Genomic DNA, 26,246 nt, shown 5'->3' on the forward strand with positions numbered 1-26,246 from the left:
GCACCCTTCCTCACGGACAGAGCACTATGAGTCAACTATGTACTTCCGCCATCTCACGGTGTACTTGGGACTTTCACCCGTTAGTACGATGCGCTGCCAAGCGCACAAAAAGCCGTCCCGCAAGGTTATTTACCTTGTAGGACGGCCTTATGTTTTGAGTTATGAACCTGCTCCGCGGTACCGCTTCACGCCAATGTTCCATACCGTGATGCCGAGCGCACTAAAAGCGATGCCCATCAACGGGGTTAACAGCGCGAACCACTTCCAGTTGTCTGGATCAATGAAATAGGCGGCTGGATAGAAGCCAACAAACGCAAACGGCAGAATCCACGTGAGAATACTTCGTAACAATTTATTATAAATAGTTGCCGGATAACGCCCATAGTTTTGAATATTCCATATGAGCGGTAATATGCCGGTTGGTGCATCGGAGAAGAACGCCAATGAGGTTAACGAGATATATACACCTGCATAAATAAGTATCGAGCCTACCACCATGACGATGAAAATCAACGGATCATGCCAGTGGAACGGCAAATCCAACTGTACCCAAGAGTAGACCATTACGACCAAACCAGCCAATGCACTGAACATAGAAGCTGGATCCAGATTTTCGAGCATCAGCTGCCAGAGATTATAAGCAGGTCTCGTTAGGATACGATCCATCTCTCCTTTGACAATGTAGCGCTCACTAAAACCCCATAAATTAAAAAAGGAAATAAATATGCCATATGGGATCATAAAATAACCGTAGATGAACAAAATTTGTTCTTGATTCCAGCCGCCAAGCGATTGCGTTTGCAAAAAGACGACAAGAATAAAGAATAGATTCAACCCATTGAACAACAAGTCGGACAACACTTCAATCCAAAAATCGGATCGGTAGGTGAGCCTTGTTTTCATGTAGTTTTTGAAATAGTCAAAAATGAGGGTGAAATAAAACATGCGTTACCCTCCCTGTACGAATAGACGTGTTTTGGATTTTACCCACAGTACATAAATCGGAATAATGAGGAGCAAGAACCATAGTACCTGTACGCCAAAATTCTGGAGTATTGCATTGCCCGTTATTTTTCCTGTAAACACGGCACTGGGCAAGTACGTAATCGCCTGAAAAGGCAGCCACTCAAGAACGGACTTGGACCATCCTGGGAAGAAGGATATCGGAATAATAAGACCAGAGAATAGGTCAACCGCTACACGCTTCATACGCATAAGACCCTCATTATTTTCAAGAAAAAAAGCAAACAAGCCCGTAATAATATTCAACTGTGTATTAATCAAAAAGCTGAAGAACAGCATGACTAAGTAAATGACCCATAAGCTCGGATCAGTAGGGAATTGAATTGGAAGCAGCAGCCAGATCAGAATCATGCCCGGTGTTGTGAAGAGCAATAGTCGAAAAACCCCTTCACCTAACCCTTGCATCATTTTCACAAAAATATAATTGTAAGGCCGGATGAATTGAATCGCGACACTTCCATCCCGAATCTCGTTAGCAATCTCACGATCAAGGTTATTAAAATAGAAAGCGCGGCCCATCCAGGAAATCGCCACATAGGTTGTCATTTGACCTAGGGTAAGCCCCCCAATGACTGCTTGGTCGCCGTAAATCGCTTTGTAGACGAAATAGTACGAGCCAATATTAAGCGCATAGATCAGAATCCCGCTGTAGTAATTGACCCGATAAGCCAGCATCATGAGGAAACGCATGCGTATAACTTCTAAATAAGCCTTATGCATGTGTCGTGACTCCCTCTGGCTGAACGATGTCCAAACGTTTTACTTCGGCTGAACCTGATTTATAAATTTCACGAACAATATCGTCCGTATTCGTTTCATTAATCTTGATATCTTGGATTTGCAGTACGCCAACAACACGACTTAATACATCTGAGATATTCGCTCTTTCATAAGGAATGAACACTTTGGCGGATAGCTCATTATCTAGCTGCCAAGCTACATCCAAGCCTAGTGTCAACTCTTGAAGGCGGGCTAACGTTGTCGCTTGCTCGAATTGAAGCACAACCTCTTTACCCTTGCCCCATCTCGCTTTCAATTCTTCCAGACCGCCATCATAAATAATTCGGCCGTCATCTAGCATAATAACACGGGAGCATAACGCTTCGATGTCTTGCAAATCGTGCGTTGTCAACAAAATTGTCGTCTCATACCGCTGATTAAGCGACTTCAAAAATTCGCGGATCTCTGTTTTCACAACAATGTCGAGGCCGATCGTCGGCTCATCCAGAAACAAAATCTTGGGATTATGCAACAAAGATGCCGCTAATTCACAGCGCATCCGCTGACCCAAGCTCAACTTACGGACAGGTCGTGACAAAAGATCTGACAGCTGCAATCGGTCAACAAGCTCATCGAGACGTTTCTTGTAGTCGGCCTCGGAGACCCGATACACCTTTTTCAACAGCTGGAACGACTCTACCACACCAATGTCCCACCACAGCTGGCTGCGCTGACCGAAAACAACGCCGATTCCAGCCACGAATTTCTCACGTTCCTTAAAAGGCACGTATCCATTCACCTTGATATGGCCTGACGTTGGCACGAGAATTCCTGTCAGCATTTTGATCGTCGTTGACTTCCCTGCACCATTTTCACCAATATATCCACAAATTTCGCCTTTCGGAATCTGAAAGCTTATGTCCTTCACGGCTGTAATTTGCTTATACTCTCGTTTGAATAAATCCTGTACGGCCCCTTTGAGGCCACCGCGGCTTTGCTGAACTTGAAATTCCTTGCGCAGCATTTGAACATCTATGGCTAACATGCGTCTTCCCCCCTGACTTTGTCGTCTCGGTTACAGATTACGGCACCATTCGTCATAACTTGCTATCGAAGTTTCGTAGCATCTATAATATGGATCATAATGACGTTTCTTACCACATCAGAAAGTACTCGTTTTCAGCTCCCAGAAACGGCCTTCTGTTTGGCGATAATCTCACAACCGTACAACATGCTCATGATAACTCAATTCTGTAAGAAAAAAAAGTACAGATTAGCACGCATCGTATATTCCCTTTTAAAATCACCTGAAAATTTACCTTGGAGAGGAGCTTACATAGTATGAAAATCTTCAAACGGACCATGCTCCTAATTGTCATGCTTCTTATCGTGGTCGCTGGCTATTATTCTTACGCCTTCTACAGCTTCGCTAACAATATCTCTCATAATTCAGATAATACTGGTGGTAAAGGAAGTGGCAGCACATCCTTAATTCCAAATACCGTAAAGGATACTGGAGATAAATACACACCACCAAAGTGGGAAAGCAAGCAGCGGGTCAATATTTTGCTGTTAGGCGGCGATTCTCGGGGCATGGTGAAAAATGAGTTACCACGATCAGACAGTATTATGCTGGCTTCCATCGACCCAGTCACGAAAAAGGCTCATCTGTTCTCGATCCTGCGTGATACTTACGTGAAAATCCCCGGCGAGGGCGAAGATCGAATCAATACAGCGATAACAACAGGTGGACCTAACCTGGCCATGAAAACCGTTAGTGATCTGCTCGGCATCCCAGTTCAATACTATGTTTACACGGACTTCAAAGGCTTCATCGCACTTATCGATGCTGTTGGAGGAATCGATATTGATGTCGAAAAAGACATGAAATATTCCGATTCCGAAGATGATCACGTTTACGATATTAATTTGAAAAAGGGACAGCAGCATCTGGACGGCAAAACAGCCCTACAATATGTACGTTTCCGCCATGATGCCCTGTCCGACTTCTCCCGAACAGAGCGACAAAGAAAGTTCCTGACCGCTGTTGCGGCTAAAATGCAATCCACTTCATCGCTGATCAAGCTGCCGCGCATTCTGAATGCAATCGATCCGTACATTGATACGAATCTTAGCGTAACGGACATGCTCAAGCTCGGAAGCCTTGGCTATGAAGCCAAGGCAGACGGTATCGTCTCGTCGCAGCTCCCTCCATCCGACCTGCTTATGGAGAAAACGATCCGCGGTGCATCCGTAATTACAGCGGATAAACTGAAGCTTCAGCAGTACATCAAAAACCTTTTCGCCGGTACCGCAGAAGCCGATACTGGCCCAACCAAACCTTCACCTTCGCCAACGCCGAAAGTTGCTGGGAAAACTGTGAAATAGTAACGCTGCGTGCATAACGTAAAAAACGGATAATAAGAGTGGGTATCCACTCTTTTTTTTTGTATGAGCAAGCATTCGCGTCGAGTGAAGCGATTGGCAGATGTGCACGTGCGCACTCCAAATTGTCTCCGAGGTGGTGCATAACGCTGCAAAAATACTACGAATGACAAAATTGGAAATTTGTCATTTGTGAATTGTTAGTTGCCGCGTGGGTGCGGGATAATTAGTGAACGAATCACATAGAGTCCCCTTGAACAAGCACAAGGAAACATCAAGGCATTTTACCCAACCTCATTCTCGAGGTGGTGTATAACTGCTCATAATATTTACGAATGACAAAATTGGAAATTTGTCATTCGTGAATTGTTAGTTGCCGCGGGGGTGCGGGATAATTAGTGAACGAATCACATAGAGTCCCCTTGAACAAGCACAAGGAAACATCAAGGCATTTTACCCAATCTCATTCTCGAGGTGGTGTATAACTGCTCATAATATTTACGAATGACAAAATTGGAAATTTGTCATTCGTGAATTGTTAGTTGCCGCGGGGGTGCGGGATAATTACTGTGGACGTATCTCATAGACTCCACTATTGAACAAACAACACAAGGAACATCAAGTCATTTTACCAACCCTCATTCTCGAGGTGATGTATAACTGCTCATAATATTTACGAATGACAAAATTGGAAATTTGTCATTCGTAATTTGTTTGTTGCCGCGGGAGTTGGTGAGAGGTACAAGGGGTTTGGGCGTTGCCCGGAACTTCACAACAACCGAAATACCACAAATAGCGTCCTCTCGATCCCCTTCGTTTGGTGCAGGTCAGGTTCGCTACTCAATGAATTAATACCACTACTACATATAAAGGAATGATTCAATCATGGAACGTAAGCAATCTGAACTTCTCTATCAAGAAGCACTGCAACACATCGTCGGCGGGGTCAACTCCCCTTCCCGCTCGTTCAAAGCCGTCGGCGGCGGCGCCCCCGTCTTCATGAAGCGTGCGCAAGGCGCACACTTCTGGGACGTGGACGGGAATCGCTTCATTGACTACCTCGCCGCCTATGGCCCGATCATTACTGGTCACGCACATCCTCACGTGACCGAAGCAATTATACGCGCCGCACAGAACGGCACGCTGTACGGCACCCCCACCGAACTCGAGATCGAGTTCGCCCGCATGCTGAAGTCGGCGATTCCCTCGCTCGACAAAGTGCGCTTCGTCAACTCCGGCACGGAGGCCGTGATGACGACGATTCGCGTGGCGCGCGCATACACCAAGCGCACCAAGATCATTAAGTTTGCCGGGTGCTACCACGGCCACTCGGATCTCGTGCTCGTGGCGGCCGGCTCCGGGCCGTCCACACTGGGTACGCCGGACAGCGCCGGCGTACCGGCGAGCATCGCGCAAGAGGTCATCACCGTGCCGTTCAACGACATTCCGGCACTCGAGGCCGCGCTTGCGCGTTGGGGTGAAGACATTGCCGCGGTAATGGTCGAGCCCATCGTCGGCAACTTCGGCATGGTGATGCCCCATGCCGGCTACCTCGAGCAGCTCTGCGCAGCTGCTCGCAATCACGGCGCCCTCGTCATTTACGACGAGGTGATCACGGCGTTCCGCTTCCATTACGGAACGGCACAGACCTATGAAGGCCTCCCTATCCTAGAGGGAGGCAACCCACAATCGCGGTTCGCCGCGATTGAACCGGACCTGACGGCCCTCGGCAAAGTGATCGGCGGCGGGCTGCCGATCGGGGCCTACGGGGGCCGCAAGGAAGTGATGGAGCAGGTCGCACCGCTCGGACCTGCGTATCAAGCCGGCACGATGGCGGGGAATCCCGCCTCCATCTCCGCCGGTATCGCCTGCTTGGAGGTGCTCCAGCAGCCGGGCGTTTATACCAAGCTTGAGCAGCTTGGCTCAACACTCGCGAATGGCATCGCAGAATCCGCTGCCCGCCACGGTATCGCCTTGACGTTGAACCGCATCGGCGGCGCATTCTCTACTCATTTTTGTGATCATCCGATCACCAATTATGAAGAAGCGCAAGATACGGACGGCGAACGCTTCGCCGATTTCTTCCGACTCATGCTGGAGCAAGGTATCAATCTCGCCCCTTCCAAATACGAAGCTTGGTTCATGACAATTGCCCATACCGAAGAGGACATTGCCCAAACTCTCGCGGCTGCAGATCAGGCGTTTAAGATCATGAAAACACGCTGATTGTCCCAAAAACGAACTATGATCCTATATGGATTATAGTTCGTTCGTCTTTATACCCTTACATGAGTTGTTAGAATTATACTTTTATTCAACTATATACAGAAAAGATAACGCTTACATTCGTGATTTGCGTCTGCAAGTATTGTCGGATGAACTTTTTCATGCTATTCTAAGATTACTTTTACCCTTTTAGCGAAACCACTTGTTTTCACAGTATTTTCCTAGAAAGTTAGGGCATGATTTACAAATACCATACCGTTTTTTGTGCGTGATGCCTTAGTTTGTTACTAGTCGATTTATGCCGTATTTTGAGAGTTTTACCTCCTGTAAATTGGCATGATATTCAGTTGTTTTGCATATTTATACACGATCGTGCATACTTCGGATTTAGCCCACAATATGGATTAACCCGGAAATGCGATGACTAGTAGGTTTAACCGTGACAGAATGCAAGAAGCGCAAGTAAGAGGAGTTTAATTTTGTATGGGGGGTGACGGTCAGGCGACTGACCAGAGCAATGAATGAAATTATGCGTAATGAAGGCCGTTTTCAAGATCTACTAGGAACCGAACACGACAGCTGCGGTATTATTTGTATTATTGAGAAGAATGGTCATCCTTCCCGTGATAACATCCAAAAAACGATTGATGCCCTTGTTAAAATGGAACATCGTTCAGGATTTATCAATGGTGAAGGCGATGGTTGCGGTATTCTAACAGACATCCCACGTGCTTTGTGGGAGAAGAAATTAACAGATGCGGGTCTGGACGGTAAGCTTGCTTATGATAACCGTTTTTCTGTTGGACATATCTTTGTTCCACGCAAGTTGGACCTGACTGCTGCTGAGATTCAAAACGGCATTCGTGAGCTTTTTGCCTCCCATGATGTATCCATTATTCTTGAGCAAGAAAACCTGGTTGACAGTGGTTCACTAGGTGCTAACGGTTTACTCGATGAGCCTACGTTCTGGCAAATTGCAGGTATTAGCAACAAAACCGAAGGTCAAGTAGCCGATCATCTTTATGAACTGCATATTGCAATTGAGGATCGTTACAATGTACATGTTGCAACACTAAGCAATGTGACATCTGCTTACAAAGTACTAGGTGCAGCAAGCATCCTACCTAAATATTTCAATGACTTGCGTGATCCTTTGTTTGCTTCCCAAGTAACAATTGGTCATAACCGTTATTCAACAAACACATTGTCCAGCTTCTTCCGTGTTCAACCGTTCTCCCTTCTTGGACATAACGGTGAAATTAACACAGTGAAGAAACTTCGTCTTGAAGCTGACATGGTTGGTGTTCCACTGGTTAGCGGCGGGTCTGACTCCCAAGACATGAATAGAACGATTGAAACGTTCATTCACCGTTTTGGCTTATCCCTATTCGAAGCCATGGAAATGGTATTCCCTCCTATTATTAATGAAATGAAACAGTTCCGTCCTGAGCTTCAAGATCTTTATGTGTACTACCGTCAAGTTTGGGGCCACTTTGCACAAGGTCCAGCAGGTATCGTTTCCCGTTACGGTAACGAGTGTATTTTCAGCGTAGATGCATTAGGTCTTCGTCCAGTATGGATGGTTGAAAGTGACACGTCCCTCTACTTCTCATCCGAGCAAGGTGTTATCACGGTTGGCGAAATGGTCGCTGATCCGAAACCGATCGCTCCAGGTGAGAAAGTCGGTGTTGTTCTAACACCAGGCGAGCACATTCAAGTTATTCCTTACCATGAAGTTCAATCCTTGGTCTATGATCGTGTAAGCAAGCGTGTAAATTTGGGCGGTCTTCGCTCTTATTTGAACCCTGCCGTAACGAATACCGAAGCTGAACTTAATGAGAATGCTGTAACAACCGACCAATTATACAGTGCATTTGGTTGGGATCGTGACGGTATTTCACACATTGAATCCATGTCTGAAACTGGCGCTGAGCCAATTCGTTCATTAGGTCATGATTCACCGCACGCGGCGCTTGCATGGGAACGCACCAACGTACCTGACTTCATTAAAGAAAGTGTTGCCGTAGTAACGAACCCAGCTATTGACCGTGACCGTGAAATGGAGCATTTCTCCACGCGCGTTATCGCTGGAGCTCGTCTTCCGGTATTTGCACAAGTGGATGACAATCTTCGTCTTGAGCTTCTAACTCCGCTTGTTCTTGAAGGAACGAACGGTGTAGGCAGCGAAGAGAATTTATCCCAGCCTTCTTTGGAGCAATTGCTTGCACAATTCCGTGCGCAAGGCGATAACAAAGTAGCTGTTCTATCCACAACTTTCGCTAGAGGAACTTCACTACAAGACGGCTTGAACCAACTTGCAGCAGATGCAATCTCTGCGGTACGTAATGGCGCTGTTCTTCTCGTCTTGGACGATGCAGAAGCTCATCAGAATGACCGTTTGTGGCTAGATCCGCACCTAGCTGTTTCCAAAATCGACATCGCACTTCGTGCAGAGAAACTCGGTTTCGGCGACAACTTGCGCCGTCAAGTTACACTGATCCTTCGTTCAGCTGCTATTCGCAGTCTGCATGATATCGCGGTAGCTTGTGGTCTTGGTGCAGATGTGATCTCACCTTACTTGCTGTTCTCCACGGCTTCTGACAAAGAAGGCCAAGCAGCAGCAGCACGTAAAGTATACGCAGCTCTTACTAAAGGTCTTGAAAAAGTTATTTCAACAATCGGAACACACGAGCTTCGTGGTTACACACGTTTCTTCTCCTCCATCGGCTTCCATCCGGAAGTATCCGAGGTGCTGGATATCGTGAACTACTTGGGTAGTGAAAAAGCAGGAACTGGCTTTGCACAGCTTGAAGCTGAGGCTGAAGCACGTTATGCGGATTTCACAAATCCAAAAGCGAAAGCGGCGAAAAACTTCCGTTTCTTCCAACGTATGTGGAAAGCGCTAGGCGATGCTGCATCAGGAGCTGCTCCTTACGCCGACTACCGCGACAAACTGCGTGAAGAAGAGAAGAAGAATCCGATTTCCATTCGTCACATTGCTGGCTTCAACGTTGCCAAAGCATTGAGCGATGGCCGTCAGCCACTCGATCCGTCGCAAGTTGATATTTCCATTGGCGGTCATTCCTTGCCGATGTTGATTTCTTCGATGTCCTTCGGTTCACAAAACGAAACAGCTTTCCGTGCCTACGCTGAAGCCGGCGAACGCCTGAACATGGTAACCATGAACGGCGAGGGTGGAGAGATTAAAGATATGCTTGGCCGTTACAAAAGAACGCGCGGCGCGCAAGTCGCTTCCGGACGTTTCGGTGTTAACATCGAGCTCGCTAACGCAGTAGCTTTCCTTGAGATCAAAATCGGTCAAGGGGCAAAGCCAGGTGAAGGCGGTCACTTACCAGGTTCCAAAGTTACAGCGAAAATCGCTGAAGCACGTAACGCTACAATCGGTTCAGACTTGATCTCGCCATCCAACAACCACGATATCTACTCCATCGAGGATTTGGCGCAAATCATTTCCGAGCTTAAAGAAGGCAGCGGCCGTAAAGCTAAAATCATCGTTAAAATCCCAGTTGTTCCTGGTATCGGTACGATTGCAGTTGGTGTTGCAAAAGCTGGCGCTGACGTTATCACGCTTTCCGGTTTCGACGGCGGTACAGGTGCGGCTCGTATTCACTCCTTGACGCACGTTGGTCTTCCAACTGAGATCGGTACGAAGCTTGCTCACGTTGCATTGATTGAAGCTGGTCTTCGTCACCGCGTTGAGCTATGGTCTGATGGCGGTCTGAAATCCGGTTCTGACGTTGTTAAAATGGTTATGCTCGGCGCAAACCGTGCAGGTTTCGGTTCCATCGCGATGCAATCCATCGGTTGTACAACTTGCCGCGGCTGTCACTTGGATACTTGCCACGTGGGTATCGCGACGCAAATCGATTCCATGGAAGAAGCCGAAGAAAAAGGTCTTCGCCGTTTCGTACCGCGTGTTTTCGATACAGCTGTAGATAGCCTGGTTCGCCTGTTCGGCGGCATCGGCGAAGAAGTACGTGAAGTCGTTGCTTCGCTTGGTTTCTCAAGCTTGCAAGAGCTTGTGGGTCGTTCCGATCTTTTGGAGCAAGTGAGCCACAATGAACGTATTGATCTGTCCGATATTCTACGTTTTGTTCCAATGCACCAAATTTCCGATGCTGAAAGAGCACTTGAAGAAGCAGCAGTTTCATCCGATATCCGTATCGCGGCTGGCGCAGAAGGTTTGGAATTCTTCCCTGATTCCGTATCGTTCGACGCTCCTGTTGTTCGCAACTGGTCCAAAGTGGATGCGGAGTCCCGTATCCTAGGAACTCGTTATTCCAGCCATCGTGTAAGAGACCGTTTCAACGGCAGCTACGATGAACTTCCAGCTGTTGCATTGAACCTTGTTGACGGTTCCGTTCCTGGTAACGGTCTGGCGGCATTCAACGCACGCGGCGTTAACATCACAGTTCACGGTGGAGCTGAAGATGGTCTTGGTAAAATGGCGTTCGGTGGTAAAGTTGCCATCGTGAAGTCCCTTGGCCAAAACAACACGTTCATTAACGGTAGCGTTGGTAAATCGTTCGGTTACGGCGCACAAAAAGGCTTGTTCTTGATCCAAGGCAGCGCTGATACGCGTGCATGTATCCGTTTCTCCGGTGCTGACGTTGTCTTCGGTGGCGAAATCACGACTCCTCTACGAGATGAGCTTGGCGGTCTAGCGGCTCGTGCGAACCTTAAAGGCTTCGCGTTCGAGTACATGACAAACGGCCGTGCCGTTGTTATGGGTGATCCTGGTCCATGGATCTGTGCGGGTATGACTGGTGGGGTTATCTACCAACGTCTAGTTCCAGAAATGGGTCTTGATCAAGCAGCGATCGAGCGTCGTATTGCAAAAGGGGCTAAAGTTAAACTTGAGCCTATCGGTCTTCAAAGTAAAAAAGACCTTACTGAATTGCTCACAGCTTACCACGCTGAGCTTGCGAACTCCGGTCAATCCGAAGCCGCGGCGAAAATCGAAGGTTTGCTAAGCAACCTAGAAGCTAACTTTATCCGGATCTCCCCGGTCAATATGCAAGCTGACCAATCCGTTGCTACAGAATAGTAGAAACACAAACAGCACAAGACCTGTAATTGGTCTTGTGCTGTTTTTTATCGAAACCACATGTCCATTGCATAAAATTCGTCCATCTATCGCATTTTATTACTGCAACACCATCCGCGTACCACAGGAGGTTTCAGCTATGAGCCACTCGAAACGCCGCCAAGAAGCTGCATGGAAGGGTCGTAAACAAGCGGGGCATCCACCACATGGTAAGGTGAAAGCCCTGGCCGAATTCGCCAGTGAGTATGATGCGGAACATCAGAAGTAATTAAGCCCCCTCTCCTCCCACACATTAAAGAGGGACCAACACAAAGTAACCCGGTTCTCTCGTTTCTCTTGAAACGAGGCGCCGGGTTCTTTGTGTGTTAACACACTGCCTCCTGAGTCGCAAGGCTTGTGCTTATGTTGTGGTTCTATCCACACTATCCCCTCTGCTCAGGGCTTGACGGCACCCTGATGGATCCTGAGCGAAGGGGATAGTGATAATACTTCCAAATCCCTCGCGCTAACAACCATGCTTGTCGCGAATCCGCTTCATCGCTCGAATATGATGATTCACATGTCCCGCCATCATTTTTAAAATCTGAGCAACGCTCTCTTTTCGGTCTGCGGTTTGAATTGATCGACTCAACGCATCTGGCAGATGCTTGCACAGGCATAAAATATGCTCTCTCGCCGCACGGAACAGCCGAACTTCACTCTCAATCGGCCTCGTTTCATAGGACAAGCCTCGCTGCCATTCATCTGGGTGAAAGGAATTACCTTGATAATTCCGCCCAGGTTCTGCCAAAGCAAACTTCACTTTATGCATCGCGACCATTTCAAGGTCAATGAGGTGCAGCGCATGTTCACGAATGGACCACTTCCCAGGAACTTCCCTCAGACTGAGCTGAGACGCTGATAAACCGTCAAGCGTCTTCTCCAGTGCAACTACTCCCGCTTCGAACATCAGCAAGATCTCACTGTCGGTAGGAAACAATTCCTCCCAGTAAACCAACAGGTAACCGTCTATCGTTGGTACATGAAGTTCACGAATATGTCCCGGCTCTTCGTGATTCATCATCTCAGCCGGATAGCCATATGCACGCAAATTCAACTCCACCTCAGCTACAGAGGGGACGCCAACGTATACAAGACTTCCACGTTGTGGATTCGTATAATTAGGCTGCAGCCAACGATTCAAAAGAGACTCTAGCTGTTCCTTAGAAGCTTCTACAACACATAACACAGCCCGATCCTTTGTCCCTCTAATATGCAGTAATGCTGCTTCATGCGCCCCAGCCATCTCGAGCAATTCCCATCCCAGCTGCTCGGTATAAAAGGCTAACGAGGCCTCCAGCTTATCCACGCTCAGCAAAAGTCTTGCCCGCCCTTGGTACATGATTACCTCCTCCGATTCTGCCAACAAAAAATACGCTCCGTCTTAATTTCGACGGAGCGTACGATAATGCCTACTTCTTGGCCGCTTGGTAGGCCTCGATATATTGTGCAGCCTTCTTAGCAACAAGGCTGTAGTTTCCTGTTTTGACCGCTTCGCTAGTCAAATCCGAGCCGATGCCGACGGCAACTGCGCCGGCCTGGATCCACTCGCCGAGGTTGCTCAGCGACACCCCGCCTGTAGGCATGATGTTCGCCTGTGGCAGCGGACCTTTAATGGCCTTAATCATCGCCGGGGAGTAGAGATTGCCCGGGAATAACTTAACAATGTCCACGCCAAGCTCTAGCGCGGCTTGAATATCCGCGATCGTCATGCACCCTGGCATGATCGGCACTCTATAACGGTTACATAGCGTAACCGTGCTAGGGTTCAAAGATGGGCCGACAACGAATTCGGCCCCGCTTAGGATCGCGGCACGCGCCGTTTCGGGGTCTAGGGCTGTGCCCACCCCGATAATCGCGTACTTGGACGCGTCCTTCGCTGTGCTCGAGTAGCGCTTCGCCAGCTCCTCAATCGCGCGCAGCGCGAAAGGCACAGTCATCGTGACTTCGATGACTTTGATGCCGCCGGCGATCGCTTGATCCGCCATTTCGACGACTTCTTCTGGTGTATCTCCGCGTAAGACGGCGACTACACCCTCATTTGTAATTTGCTGAAGTAATTGAAGTTTCTTCACAGTCATCTTCCCTTCTATGTGTAAACCATCATTTAGCCATCGTTATTGCACATCTATGCGTCTTTGATTAACGCTCTATATGTTTAATGTTGTTAAGTACCGCTTCCACTTGCTCCCACGTTGGAGCGCCTTCCCAGTCGCCTTCCGTCTGCACGATCATGGAGCCCACCAAATTCCCGATGCGAACTGCCTCTGGGTACTCGTAGTCCTTCAACACGCCAACCAAAAAGCCCGCACAGAACCCATCGCCCGCACCAACGGTATCAACGACTTGCTCGGCTTTGAAATAAGGTACCGTTGTAATCGTATCCGCTGTCACTACATATGTCACATCTTCTCCACCTTTGACGATGGAAACGGCCGACAACTCGCGCAGCTTGCTCACAATGACATCCCAATCTTCTGTTTGGTACAGCAGCTTCAGCTCATCCAAGCCAGGCAAGAAAATATCGGACAGCTTTGCTAGCTCGAGCAATACTGGACGCGCCTCTTCGATGCTCCACAGCTTCAAGCGCAGATTCGGATCAAAGCTAACTTTCACGCCATGCTTACGTGCTAAGCGAACAGCTTCAAAAGCTGCCTCTCTGCACGACTCACTGAGCGCCGGTGTGATACCGGTAATATGCAATATTTTAGCTCCTGCGATGTAGGCCTCGTCCAAATGTTTCGGGGACATCTGACTTGCTGCTGAGTTTTTGCGATAGTAGTAAACGGACGTTTTGCCCATTAGAACTTCACGCATCATGAGACCTGTCGGTGCCTCTGAAGTCAATTCCGCGCGAGAAACATCGACGCCTTCACCACGGATTTTTTTGAAAATCATACGCCCTAGCGGGTCCTTACCCAGTCTACCGAACCAACCTACACGGCCGCCAAGACGAGAAATACCGATTGCCACATTGCTCTCTGCACCACCGAATAGGCTATGCAGTTCAGAGGAGTACTCCAAGCCCTTGCCGCCTGAAGGCATTAGCAGTGCCATTGTCTCTCCAAACGTAATAATATCTGGTCCTGATCCTGTATTTACTGACATAGAAGCACTCCATCCATTCCGATCACGACTCGCGTGTCCCGTTAATTGAAACGTTTAAATAAATGAGATATCTCATATTATAGTGGATTTGAACGGATTTCACCAGACCTTTGCACACGAGCCCTCAACTTCCAAATAGAGGAAAAAACCTCCTGTACAATCACTCCCTAAGGAATGACTATGCAAGAGGTTGGTTTATTGTTTTATCTCTTTATTGCCCCTGTCGCCTCGGCGGCTGCCAGTTCGTTCTTAAACTCCTCATGAATGCGACCATTCGTTGCCATCACGTTACGAACCCCTAGATGATAAGGTTTCCCTTCGGTATCCGTCACGCGACCGCCTGATTCGGTAATGAGCAAGGCACCTGCCGCAATATCCCAGGCATTGAGGCCGATTTCCCAAAAGCCGCTAAGACGCCCCGCAGCCACATAAGCCAAATGCAGCGCTGCTGAACCAGCGACCCGGATGTTGCGAACCTTAGGCGACAGCGCCTGAACACCTTTTAGGTTAATGGGCAGCGCCCCATCACGATCAGCCGGGAATCCTGTAGCAATTAAACTCGTGAGCAGCGTCTCATCTTCGGAGACCTCTGTTTTTTTGCCATGCATGTAAGCGCCTTTCCCTTTCTCCGCAACGAACAGCTCATCGCGTGACGGGTCATATACAACACCTACGATGACTTCACCTTTATGTGCTAATGCAATAGATACCGAGAAGAATGGAAAACCATGAACGAAGTTCGTCGTACCATCTATCGGATCCACGATCCAAAGATACTCTTCGTCGCTCATTTCTTGCAGTGCTTTGGCCGATGCTTCCGGACCTGGCTCCACACCTTCCTCACCTAAAATCGAATGATTCGGAAAATGCGTCATAATCAGATTGCGAATCAGCTTCTCAGAGCCTTTATCTACCTCAGTTACCAAGTCTTGTGCAGAGTGCTTCGTTCCCACATGATTGATATCTCCTAGCTTCGTCTTGATCCATTGACCTGCTTTGGCCGCCGTATTAATGGCTACAGCTGTAAAGCTTTTACTCCCGACAACAAAAGTTTCCGTCTTACCTTCTACCATATATATCAACTCTTTCTTTTCATTAATTTAGATATTACGTTAAGTATAGTAAATTATACGTTTCTAATACTAGTGCGTTTCATCCTAATTTATTCGTACAATTTCACATTGGCGTGGAAAAAACGGCAAAAAAAATCCGCTACGGCAAGCATGCCGTGCGGATTTACTTATTATTAAATACCAACGATGTGGTAGCCGCCATCAACGTAAATGACTTCACCCGTGATACCTCGGGACAAGTTACTCATAAGGAACATTGCCGTGTCGCCAACTTCAGCTGTATCTGTCGTTTTGCGAAGCGGAGCTTTCTCTTCAACTTGACGCAGGATGGAGTTGAAATCCTTGATTCCTTTGGCAGCCAATGTACGAATTGGACCCGCGGAAATACCGTTCACACGAATGCCGTATTGACCAAGATCTGCTGCCAAGTAGCGTACGCTTGCTTCAAGTGCTGCTTTGGCAACGCCCATAACGTTGTAGTTCTTCATTGCGCGCTCTGCGCCAAGGTACGTCATCGTCATAATGCTGCCGCCTTCTGTCATCAGCGGGTAAATCCGTTTGGAGACTGCAACGAGAGAGTAAGCACTGATATCATGCGCAAGCGCGAAGCCATCGCGTGATGTATCTACGAACAAGCCGTCAAGTTCTTCTGTTTTAGCAAAAGCAATACTATGTACGAGGCCATGCACGACACCGAATTTCTCTTTGAGCGCGGAAGCCAATGTATCAATCTCAGCATCAACTGTTACGTTACATGGCATTAAGCTTGAGCCTGGAATTGTGTCAGCCAGCTTGCGCACGCGTTCTTCTACTCGCTCGTTTTCGAACGTGAATACTAGATTCGCACCCTGTGCGGCTAAAGATTGTGCAATGGCCCAAGCGATACTGCGGTCATTGGCAACACCCATTACAAGTATATTTTTTCCGTTTAATAATTGACTCATGTTCGTAGAAGCCCCTCTCACAATGGCATGGATAGTCGTTCATTTCTTCAAATTACCCCATTTTGTCCAACAATTCAAGAAAAATATGGGATTAGAGCTGAAGCGACGCCTCATCGAGGGCTGTGACACCTTCCTGCCCCTTTAAGTCTTCCATGAGTTTGAACAAAGCGCTATCCTTCATCTTCGCTTCGATCATAATATCCAGTTTCGGTGTGATTGGGGCTATCGCTTTCAGAAACGCAAATAAAGGCTCCACCTCCACATAGTCGGCATGACTTCTTGGCTCCGTTTCGCCTTTGGGGCTGGACACGTGAATTTTGGGAGGCAGTGTGGCTGATGCATCGTCCAAGTGTAAGCGTGCGCGTGTGAGCCATGTCTCCTGGATGCGTGGCCATAGCTCCACGATGTCTTCTCCATTGTTATTGACCGCATGATGATGCACATCCAACACCATAGGGGCACCGACTTCTTCGGCAATCTCAAGCGTTTCTAGCGCGTTGAAGGTTTTGTCGTCATTTTCGAGAGTGATTCTTCGTTGAATTGGTATACGCAACGCGCTGAAGTTCTGAACAAATCGCTTCGCGGCCTTCGTTTTATCGCCGTAGGAACCCCCAACGTGGATGTTACACATCGCTTCCATGCCTAGCCCCATCGCGTTCAGCATGGCGGAGTGCCGCTCCAAATCCTGCACAGACTTCTCTAACACGTCCTTCCGTGGCGTGCTGAGCACGGTGAAGTGATCGGGATGAAAGCTTACGCGCATGTTATTCTGTTTGGCATAGCTGCCAAGCTCCAGAAATTCCTCGGACAGCGTTGGGATTGGGTCCCAATCCCCTAGCATTTCATGGCCAATCAGCGGGATAAAACGAGAAGAAAACCGAAACACCATGATGTCATGAGCACGATTATGTCTAAGCAGTCGGAGCGTGTTATGTAAATTTTCAGCACCAATGCGCTCTAATTTGCGGATAGCTGCGTCGCGATCGAGCAAGTTGCTGAAGTTCGTAGCGGTCATCGTCTTGGATGGAGAAGCATTCTTGACCACGGTGGACATGGCTACGTATCCTAGGCGAATGAGCATATTCCCTAACCTCCAGATTCATTTCCGATTGGAAATTCTATGGTTTATGACTACCTATTAGATTACCCTAGCGAATCGTTACACATACTTTACACATACAAACAGACCCTTTGACGTTCGAGAACGTCATAAGGGCCTTTACGCATTTGAAAACGGATTTAATGGTACCAAATCTCGATACGGGCAAGGATACCAGCTGGGTTGCCTACGCTGCGGTTAGCATTGGATGGCGAGTTAAAACCCGCGATTACAATATCATTTTCACCTAGTTGAAGATACTTCTCGATATGGAATGTTCGGCCTGGATTATAAAAAGCTAACGTATCCTGCGGCCGATCGATTACCACGGGTCTTCCGTTAATGAGCACGATAGCATAGTTGTCCACAGCTAAGAATAAAGTGGCTTTTTTAACTTTCGAGTGGACTTTGAATCTTTTGGCGACCACTGCTGCTGGACCGATGGAGTCACTCGCGCCCCAAACATAAGCTTCACCTTCCTTAGGTTGCGCCCATGCTGGAATCGCCTCGTTTTCGATCGCATTTACCCAACTGCCGTCAGTGCTGATAATTGTGTGTTTTTTCATTTCTATTCACTTCCTTTCTAGTAAGGATAAGCTATTATATGAAGCTAGTGTTCCGTTTGAAAGGGACAAAGGAAACCGTATAAATATACTAATTTGTTCGACTGAGAAGTCGATTTTCGACTGCTCGGAGGGGAAATGGTGCGATTCGCTGCTGAGCGGGCGATTTCGGACTTCTCATGCGAGAGTTTCGTCAATCCCAGCTAATTTGTTCGACTGAGAGGTCGATTTTCGATGTCTCAGAGCGGGAATGGTGCGATTGTGCTGCTGAGCGGGTAATTTTCGACGTCTCACGCGAGTGGTTCGTCCATTGTCCTTCCATTTTCGCGGGCAAGCATAACAAAAAAACACCGACCCCAAAAGGTCGGTGTTTCTCTCACTACTTAAGCTTGCTCTCCGAAAAACATTTCGTACGCAAGCGAGGTCTGAATGCGTGATTCCTCATCCGTCAGAGGGCGGATAAGCTCCATCTCCACCTGTGTAACCTCTTCGCCTTGGAAGTTAATTTCCGCGATGGAGGCTACAATTCGTACGATGGCAACCGCTTGGTTCTCAGGCGTGTAGGCAATAACCTTCTGGCCTGTCGGGAAAACGCGGAAACCGCTCTTCACCATTTTGCCGCGGCCATACTCCAGCAACTCGTAGAGCTCCTGTTGAGACTTAAACTTGCAAACCGAATTGAATTCCGTTTGAAAACCCATGGCTTATCTACTCCGCATCGAAAGAATATTGGATATTTTGCTTAGCTGCATGTCGCTCAAGCGCCAATCGAATGAGATCATCCAGCAGCTCTTTATATGGTTTACCTGTTTCTTGCCATAGCAACGGGTACATGCTGAATGGCGTGAAGCCAGGCATCGTGTTGATTTCATTGATGTATACTTTTTGATCGAGCTTACCTAGGAAAAAGTCCACGCGTGACAAGCCGCTGCCATCAACCGCCAAGAATGCACGGAGTGCCAGTGCTCTGACCTCATCGGATACCTCTTGAGGGATCTCGGCTGGAATAATCATCGCTGATTTGCCATCCAGATACTTGGCTTTATAATCATAGAATTCATTGGAGGATACGATTTCACCCACCACCGAAGCGATTGGCTCATCATTTCCTAGAACGGCAACTTCAATTTCACGTGCATCGATATTTTCTTCAATAATCACTTTACGATCATATTGGAAGGCAAAAGCAACCGCGGCGATAAGCTCTTCTTGATTTCTGGCCTTGGAAATCCCAACACTAGAGCCTAAGTTAGCTGGCTTCACGAAGCATGGATAACCAATCGCCGTTTCTAGCTCCATGAGGTGATACGCGCGATTTTTTTCCCACTCGGTACGGGTAAAGTGCCGGAAAATGCACTGCGGAAGTCCTTCCTGTGCAAAAACCTTTTTCATCATGACTTTATCCATACCTACTGCCGAAGCCAATACACCAGCACCTACATAGGGGATGTTCGCCATTTCCAATAGTCCCTGAATCGTCCCATCTTCTCCAAAGGTACCGTGTAAAAGCGGGAATACGACATCTAAACCAAGATCCTCCGCACCAGCTGATGTAATAGAAGAAACAGCTACATCACCCTTCGTTTGAATGCCGCCAAAAATCGGCGCCAAAGCATTCGAAGCAGGAGCGCTAGCGTCATCTGTGCTAAACGTTAATGCTTCCTTCGATTGAGCTGGACCTAGGAGCGGCGTTCCGCTTCTCCACTCGCCTTTTTTGGAAATGTAGAACGGTGTAATCTCATATTTCGTGAAATCCACAGCTTTCATAACTGCCAATGCCGTTTGCAAAGACACGTCATGCTCGCCGGACTTCCCTCCATAAATTAATCCAATTCGTATTTTGCGGCTCATTACGTACCTCCGTCTAGTATTTACAATTTCTATGCCAATTACATTTCATCAGCAACATGTATGAACATGTATTTCGTTCGTTCCGACCAAGCAGGTGAATCCTTGTATGCCCAGTACCGATTCCGGCTATTAAAGGTATGCGCATTAACAAGCGGCATCCCATTGGCATCTTTACCTATAACGAATGTGTTGTGCTGGTAGCGACCATCGCCATCCCAATCATAGCTGATGGTGTCTCCTGGCTGCAGCTCCCGAGCATCCTTAACGACTGTACCTGTCAAACCATGCTTATGAGGACGTTCGAAGTAATGATGTAAGCTATTGGCAACTGCCCAACTATAGCTCCAGAGCTCTTGATGCCCTTTTTTTCCAGCATACCACCAGCCCGATTCCCTTTTCCCAGTATAGTCCATTGGAGCCCCGCCTGCAAAGAGGCATTGAGACACATAATTCGTGCAATCTACTTCAAAATATTCATACCGCGGATTCGGTTTCTGCCACCACATTTCCGCATATTGGACGGCTTTAGGACGGTTATAAATGATTTTCCGGGGAGCGGATTCCAGACCACTCGTATTGCGTATACTAGGATTGATATAAGGAAGAGATGGCGAACTGCGTAGCGTATCTATGAATGTTTCGTTCTCTGACAAATGGTAGCTGCGACCGTGGCTGGTCCGGGACTTTTCGCTTTGCAAAGACTCAGCACTCTGTACCTTCCAGCCTGCTGTATGCTGCTCAATGACCACACGCTCTGATTCTATCCGCTCCTCCTGATGTTCTATAGAATCTATTTGATAGGTCAAAAATCGGTGCAGCTGGATATCCGCAATAATCCCATATGGCAATTCTTTGACACCTTGCATACGGAGCTTCGTCTCTCCGCGCAGCAGCTTTGCATCACGTTCTCGGTAACTGTTCAGGAGCCTTCGCACCTTGACATCCTGTTTCCGTACATAAGCGCTGTCCGAGACAAATGCATCCAAAGGTGCAGCCGAGCCCTCGAGCTCAGCCTGATTTTTCGCATGAACGTAATTATATAGCGCTGTTTTCCAGGACATCTTGGTATCCCTCCTTAAACTTTATTAAGGTAGTGAGAAGTTTCGTTAGGACAAGCCCGAATTGCTTTGAATTGATTCAATATATGACATTTTGACCGTAAAAATGATTGAAATTAATCTTTACTCGCACGTGGCGAAGCGCTATACTTGAGGTAGAGGGAATTATGAAATCGAGTTTCACTAGATGAAATTCGATGGCATGGTTAGATATTATTAATGAGGAGGAACTACCTATGTCCAACAAGGACTCTTTTTCTGTGCGTAAGCAGTTAACTGTCGGCACGAAATCGTTCCAGTATTACAGCCTTCCTGACTTTGAAAGTCAAGGTCACGGCACAATCAACAACCTTCCAGTTTCTATCCGCGTTTTGCTTGAAGCAGCTATTCGTCAATTTGACGGCCGCGCCATTACAAGTGAACACGTTAAACAAATCGCTGGTTGGGCTCAAGGCCGCGATGAGAACAAAGAAATTCCTTTCATCCCAGCTCGTATCGTTCTTCAGGATTTCACAGGTGTACCTGTCGTCGTTGACCTTGCGGCAATGCGTGCGACAATGGCTCGTGAAGGCGGAGATCCTAAACGTATCAACCCGCTTGTTCCTGTAGACCTTGTAATTGACCACTCTGTCATGGTTGATGCTTTCGGATCCCCGGATGCACTCGAAATGAACATTGACTTAGAATTCGAAAGAAACGAAGAGCGTTACCGTTTCTTGCGTTGGGCACAAACAGCATTCGATAACTTCCGTGCTGTGCCACCTTCAACAGGTATCGTTCACCAAGTTAACTTGGAGTACTTGGCATCTGTTGCAGCTACAAAAACAATCGACGGCGAAACTGTCGTGTACCCAGACTCCCTTGTAGGTACAGACTCTCATACAACGATGATCAACGGTCTTGGTGTTGTAGGTTGGGGCGTTGGCGGTATCGAAGCAGAAGCTGGTATGCTTGGTCAACCTCTATACTTCGTCGCTCCAGACGTTGTTGGTTTCAAATTGACTGGTCAATTAGCAGAAGGCGCTACAGCGACTGACTTGGCTTTGACGGTTACTCAAATTTTGCGTAAAAAAGGCGTTGTTGGTAAATTCGTTGAGTACTTCGGTCCTGGTCTAAGCAACATCTCCTTGGCTGACCGTGCAACAGTAGCGAACATGGCTCCTGAGTATGGCGCAACAATCGGTTTCTTCCCTGTTGATAACGAGACTTTGAACTACTTGCGTGCTACTGGCCGTGATGAAGATCAAATCGCGCTTGTTGAAGCTTACTACAAAGCACAAAACATGTTCCGCACAGACAGCACACCAGATCCAGTGTTCACAGAAGTTCTTGAACTTGATCTTAGTACGGTAGTTCCAAGCTTAGCTGGTCCTAAACGTCCGCAAGATCGCGTAGAACTTACGCACATGAAAGAATCTTTCAATGCGATCATCCGTCAGCCAATTGAAAAAGGCGGCTACGGCTTGACTGAAGAGAAAGTAGCTGAAGTTGTTGATGTTGTGTATCCGAATGAAACGGTTAAAATGGGTACTGGCGCGGTTGTTATCGCGGCTATTACTTCCTGTACAAACACATCCAACCCAAGCGTAATGATCGGTGCTGGACTAGTAGCGAAAAAAGCGGTAGCTCTTGGTTTGAAAAAACCAGCTTACGTGAAAAGCTCCCTTACTCCAGGTTCCCTTGTTGTTACTGACTACCTTGTAAAAGCAGGCCTTCTTGAGTCCTTAGAAGCTCTAGGCTTCCACGTTGCAGGTTACGGTTGTGCAACTTGTATCGGTAACTCCGGTCCGCTTCCAGACGAAGTAAGCAAAGCGATTATCGACAACGATATGACAGTAGCTGCTGTTATCTCCGGTAACCGTAACTTCGAAGGCCGCGTACACGCACAAGTAAAAGCGAACTACCTTGGATCACCTCCATTAGTTGTTGCTTATGCTCTTGCAGGTACTGTGAACATCGATCTTGCGACAGATCCAATCGGTCATGACCACACTGGCAAACCTGTCTTCTTGAAAGATATCTGGCCTACAAACCAAGAGATTCAAGATGCGCTTAACATTGCAATGAGCCCTGACATGTTCCGCGACAAATACAGCAATGTATTCCGTGCCAACGAACGTTTCAACCAAATTCAAATCCCTGAAGGCGATCTATACGAGTTCGACACGAACTCCACGTACATCCAAGAGCCTCCGTTCTTCACAGACTTAGGCACAGTTCTTGATGATATCGCTGATATTAAAGCAGCTAAAACACTTGCACTTATGGGCGACTCCGTGACAACGGATCACATCTCCCCTGCTGGTAACATCAAAGTAGACAGCCCTGGAGGCCAATACTTGATCAACCATGGTGTTAAAAAAGAAGACTTCAACTCCTACGGTTCCCGTCGTGGTAACCACGAAGTGATGATGCGCGGTACGTTCGCGAACATCCGTATTCGTAACCAAGTGGCTCCTGGAACTGAAGGCGGCGTAACAACTTACTTGCCAACTGGTGAAGTTGAGTCCATCTATGATGCTTCCATGAAGTATCAAGCTGAAGGTCAAAACCTAGTCGTTATCGCAGGTAAAGAGTACGGAACTGGATCTTCCCGTGACTGGGCAGCAAAAGGTACATTCTTGCTAGGCGTTAAAGCTGTAATCGCTGAAAGCTTTGAGCGTATCCACCGCAGTAACCTTGTAGGTATGGGTGTTCTTCCACTTCAGTTCATTAACGGCGAAAGCTGGAAGTCCCTAGGTATCAATGGTCGCGAGACTTTTGATATCACAGGTCTAAGCAATGATGTTCAACCAGGTTCCACTGTAAAAGTAACTGCGACTCGCGAAGACGGAACTAGCTTCGAATTCACAGCACTTGTACGTTTGGATAGCTTGGTAGACGTAGATTACTACCGCAATGGTGGTATCTTACAAACGGTTCTTCGTTCCATTCTTGCAGAGAACAAGAACTAATTCTCAATACTTTCCAGCAAAACACACACACAAAGCTCGGGATTGCCTTCATGGCAGTCTCGGGCTTTTTACATATTTATGGGAAAATTCACGTTTTTTTTGCACATTTTAATCAAAAAATGACCTTGCTCAAACCTTACTCCCCCAAGGGATTGACTTACATTTCCAAAAACTGCGGGTTGAGACGGCGTATTTCGGCACCTATACTGAGTAAAGCGAAAGGGGAGATGAAGATGATGTTCATAAAAAAACTAGTCGTAGTCGCACTCGTAGCTTCCTTTGGTTTAGGGATAAACGCAGGAATGTGGAGCCCGATGGCATCCGCAGTAGAAGCTACTACTTTAAAGCAAGGAGTACAAAATGGTGACGTTTGGGACGCACAATTCCGACTAAAAACTTTAGGCATATATGAGCCTTCTATAGATGGAAACTATGGTCCGATTACTTCCGCCGCAGTTCGTAAATTCCAAACGAATTATGGACTAAGCGTGGATGGCATCGTGGGTGCGCAAACGTGGGAGTACTTACGTAAATTCACAGTGAATCAAGCTGAGCTAGATATGCTAGCTAAAGTTATTTACAGTGAAGCACGCGGTGAATCTTACGAAGGTCAAGTTGCCGTTGGAGCCGTAGTTATGAACCGATTAAAGTCCAGTAAGTTTGAGACTACCATCCAAGGTATCATATTCGAGGCTGGTGCTTTTACAGCGGTCAGCGATGGCCAGTATAATTTAACACCAGATACGCAAGCCTACAAGGCGGCTCTGGAAGCTGTAAGAGGCTGGGACCCTACAGGTGGCGCCCTTTACTATTTCAACCCGAAAACAGCCACTAGCGCTTGGATCTGGACACGTGAACAAACGGTGCAGATCGGGAATCATATCTTTGCTGTATAAACAAGTAAATCGTGTGCGACCACGATGAATTGAAAACACCTCTACACGAAGCCGCTGGTGAAGCGAGCTCGGGTAGAGGTGTTTTTTTGTCTACACACTTCCTTATGCGTCGACTTGCTCTTCATACCAAGGATTCAAGTGGACCAGCACTTCATCTACATCACTGTGTGCTTCTTTTATTTTGCGCTTAATGCTGCGACTAATATCATGACCTTCTTGGATCGTCAGCTGGCCCGGAATGCCAAGTCTCGCATCAACTAATATGTAATGCCCATGTTCCCTCGCACGCAGTCGATCAATTCGCTTAACCTCTGGTACACCTCGGATCAACGCAGCATACTGCTCAATATAGGCGGGACTGACACTGCGTTCCATCAAAATATCAAAGGATTCGCTGCCCATTTCATAAGCTAGTTTCAGCACGAGGAAAGAGACGATGATCCCCGCCACCGGATCTCCATACGCCAAATAACTAATGCTATAATAATCTCCGATCAAAGCCAGACCAATCCCCACAGAGGCTGCGATAGAGGCGTAGACGTCGGCCAAATGGTCGTAGGCTGTGGCAATCAACCCTTTGCTATTGATCCTCTTTCCTATGCGCATCGTGTATACATACAGGATTTGCTTCCATACAAGGGAAATGACAGCCGCACAAAAAGCAATAATATGCGCCTCACCTGCTGGTTCGAACAAGGCATGAATCGAATGATAACCCATATAAACAGCGGCCCCGCCCAAAATAATTGCGACGATAAATGCTCCGAGCACCTCCGCTTTCCCATGACCATAGGGATGCTCCACATCCGCTGGTTTGGAAGAGACTCGCATCGAACTGTACGCAGTTGCTGTCGCGATTACGTCCCCAGCGTTATGAATGCCATCCGCGATAAGCACTTGGCTATTGAATAGAAGGCCGATAATGATTTTGATACCGGTTAGCACGATGTTGCTGGCCAGACTTATCCAGATCGCCAGCATCGAAGCTGTCTTCTTCATGACATTCCCACTCCCTTTCCCCCTTTTAGTATGGCTTTTCAACTGTAAAGCATCCATGGATGGGAAAAACCTGCGTATGCGCATCTTTTTTATGTGCACGGGTAGGGAAATAGATAAATACCTGCGATTACGGCTCGGCCCCCTTATTCCGGAGTCTTGGCCTACAGTAATTACTTATTCTTAGAAATGCTCCTTATTTCGAGCATTTACATTGAATTATGAAATGCTGAAGAGTCTTCG

20 protein-coding genes are annotated in these 26,246 nt (G+C 47.5%); 6 read left to right on the top strand and 14 right to left on the bottom strand.

The annotated features are described in order from the left end of the window. Nucleotides 1-159 precede the first annotated feature (159 nt). Genes AC58QT_RS35380 through AC58QT_RS35390 form a run of 3 tightly spaced genes read right to left on the bottom strand, consistent with a single transcriptional unit; the run spans nucleotide 160 to nucleotide 2,788 of the window. Nucleotides 160-945 carry an ABC transporter permease gene (locus AC58QT_RS35380; RefSeq protein ID WP_497413040.1) on the bottom strand — a complete coding sequence of 262 codons (786 nt, stop codon included), beginning with the start codon at nucleotides 943-945 and terminating at the stop codon, nucleotides 160-162. Between the two features lie 3 nt (nucleotides 946-948). Then, entirely contained in the window at nucleotides 949-1,743 is a 795-nt protein-coding gene (locus tag AC58QT_RS35385) for an ABC transporter permease (RefSeq protein WP_497413041.1), read from the bottom strand. Next, complete coding sequence (locus tag AC58QT_RS35390) at nucleotides 1,736-2,788, bottom strand: ABC transporter ATP-binding protein (RefSeq protein ID WP_497413042.1); 1,053 nt, start codon at nucleotides 2,786-2,788, stop codon at nucleotides 1,736-1,738. The genes AC58QT_RS35385 and AC58QT_RS35390 overlap by 8 nt, the downstream gene beginning before the upstream one ends. 296 nt (nucleotides 2,789-3,084) lie before the next feature. Here AC58QT_RS35390 and AC58QT_RS35395 point away from each other — a divergent pair, with 296 nt between their 5' ends. From AC58QT_RS35395 to AC58QT_RS35410, 4 genes are all read left to right on the top strand, one after another. Further along, nucleotides 3,085-4,131: an LCP family protein gene (locus AC58QT_RS35395; RefSeq protein WP_497413043.1), complete on the top strand. Its 1,047-nt coding sequence runs from the start codon at nucleotides 3,085-3,087 to the stop codon at nucleotides 4,129-4,131. A gap of 882 nt (nucleotides 4,132-5,013) precedes the next feature. Further along, nucleotides 5,014-6,354, top strand: coding sequence for a glutamate-1-semialdehyde 2,1-aminomutase (locus AC58QT_RS35400; RefSeq protein WP_497413044.1), 1,341 nt, complete (start codon nucleotides 5,014-5,016; stop codon nucleotides 6,352-6,354). A 517-nt stretch (nucleotides 6,355-6,871) separates the two neighbouring features. Beyond that, nucleotides 6,872-11,422, top strand: coding sequence for a glutamate synthase-related protein (locus tag AC58QT_RS35405; protein ID WP_497413045.1), 4,551 nt, complete (start codon nucleotides 6,872-6,874; stop codon nucleotides 11,420-11,422). A 139-nt stretch (nucleotides 11,423-11,561) separates the two neighbouring features. Then, complete coding sequence (locus AC58QT_RS35410; protein ID WP_310502185.1) at nucleotides 11,562-11,690, top strand: DUF6254 family protein; 129 nt, start codon at nucleotides 11,562-11,564, stop codon at nucleotides 11,688-11,690. Between the two features lie 237 nt (nucleotides 11,691-11,927). Here the strand turns inward: AC58QT_RS35410 and AC58QT_RS35415 are convergent, their stop codons facing one another. The 10 genes from AC58QT_RS35415 to AC58QT_RS35460 form a co-directional block, all read right to left on the bottom strand. After that, a complete protein-coding gene (locus AC58QT_RS35415) occupies nucleotides 11,928-12,803 on the bottom strand; it encodes a DinB family protein (RefSeq protein ID WP_497413046.1) in 876 nt (291 codons plus the stop codon). Between the two features lie 70 nt (nucleotides 12,804-12,873). After that, on the bottom strand, nucleotides 12,874-13,536 hold the full coding sequence (locus AC58QT_RS35420; protein ID WP_056617588.1) for a bifunctional 2-keto-4-hydroxyglutarate aldolase/2-keto-3-deoxy-6-phosphogluconate aldolase: 663 nt from the start codon (nucleotides 13,534-13,536) through the stop codon (nucleotides 12,874-12,876). A gap of 67 nt (nucleotides 13,537-13,603) precedes the next feature. Next, nucleotides 13,604-14,569, bottom strand: a complete 966-nt coding sequence (locus AC58QT_RS35425; protein WP_497413047.1) for a sugar kinase — start codon at nucleotides 14,567-14,569, stop codon at nucleotides 13,604-13,606. A 203-nt stretch (nucleotides 14,570-14,772) separates the two neighbouring features. Beyond that, a complete protein-coding gene (locus AC58QT_RS35430) occupies nucleotides 14,773-15,642 on the bottom strand; it encodes an inositol monophosphatase family protein (RefSeq protein WP_497413048.1) in 870 nt (289 codons plus the stop codon). A 173-nt stretch (nucleotides 15,643-15,815) separates the two neighbouring features. Next, nucleotides 15,816-16,586 carry an enoyl-ACP reductase FabI gene (gene fabI / locus AC58QT_RS35435; protein WP_497287460.1) on the bottom strand — a complete coding sequence of 257 codons (771 nt, stop codon included), beginning with the start codon at nucleotides 16,584-16,586 and terminating at the stop codon, nucleotides 15,816-15,818. A gap of 91 nt (nucleotides 16,587-16,677) precedes the next feature. Beyond that, a complete protein-coding gene (uvsE, locus tag AC58QT_RS35440) occupies nucleotides 16,678-17,667 on the bottom strand; it encodes a UV DNA damage repair endonuclease UvsE (RefSeq protein WP_497413049.1) in 990 nt (329 codons plus the stop codon). A 158-nt stretch (nucleotides 17,668-17,825) separates the two neighbouring features. Continuing rightward, nucleotides 17,826-18,251, bottom strand: coding sequence for a hypothetical protein (locus tag AC58QT_RS35445; protein ID WP_497413050.1), 426 nt, complete (start codon nucleotides 18,249-18,251; stop codon nucleotides 17,826-17,828). 380 nt (nucleotides 18,252-18,631) lie between these two features. After that, nucleotides 18,632-18,949 carry a hypothetical protein gene (locus AC58QT_RS35450; protein ID WP_310502177.1) on the bottom strand — a complete coding sequence of 106 codons (318 nt, stop codon included), beginning with the start codon at nucleotides 18,947-18,949 and terminating at the stop codon, nucleotides 18,632-18,634. 7 nt (nucleotides 18,950-18,956) lie between these two features. Then, on the bottom strand, nucleotides 18,957-20,099 hold the full coding sequence (locus tag AC58QT_RS35455; RefSeq protein ID WP_497413051.1) for a D-alanine--D-alanine ligase: 1,143 nt from the start codon (nucleotides 20,097-20,099) through the stop codon (nucleotides 18,957-18,959). Between the two features lie 38 nt (nucleotides 20,100-20,137). Next, nucleotides 20,138-21,160 carry an amidase domain-containing protein gene (locus AC58QT_RS35460; RefSeq protein WP_497413052.1) on the bottom strand — a complete coding sequence of 341 codons (1,023 nt, stop codon included), beginning with the start codon at nucleotides 21,158-21,160 and terminating at the stop codon, nucleotides 20,138-20,140. A 233-nt stretch (nucleotides 21,161-21,393) separates the two neighbouring features. Between AC58QT_RS35460 and acnA the strand changes: the two genes are divergently transcribed. Together acnA and sleB are read left to right on the top strand one after the other, a co-directional pair. After that, the gene (gene acnA, locus AC58QT_RS35465; RefSeq protein ID WP_497413053.1) at nucleotides 21,394-24,111 is read left to right on the top strand and encodes an aconitate hydratase AcnA; all 2,718 of its coding nucleotides are present in this window, start codon (nucleotides 21,394-21,396) and stop codon (nucleotides 24,109-24,111) included. 236 nt (nucleotides 24,112-24,347) lie between these two features. Further along, complete coding sequence (sleB, locus tag AC58QT_RS35470) at nucleotides 24,348-25,007, top strand: spore cortex-lytic enzyme (protein ID WP_497413055.1); 660 nt, start codon at nucleotides 24,348-24,350, stop codon at nucleotides 25,005-25,007. A 102-nt stretch (nucleotides 25,008-25,109) separates the two neighbouring features. On the opposite strand, the gene AC58QT_RS35475 is transcribed toward sleB, so the two are convergent. Further along, on the bottom strand, nucleotides 25,110-26,006 hold the full coding sequence (locus tag AC58QT_RS35475; RefSeq protein WP_497413054.1) for a cation diffusion facilitator family transporter: 897 nt from the start codon (nucleotides 26,004-26,006) through the stop codon (nucleotides 25,110-25,112). Nucleotides 26,007-26,246: the final 240 nt, after the last annotated feature.

The organism is Paenibacillus sp. J31R109, from assembly GCF_059692055.1.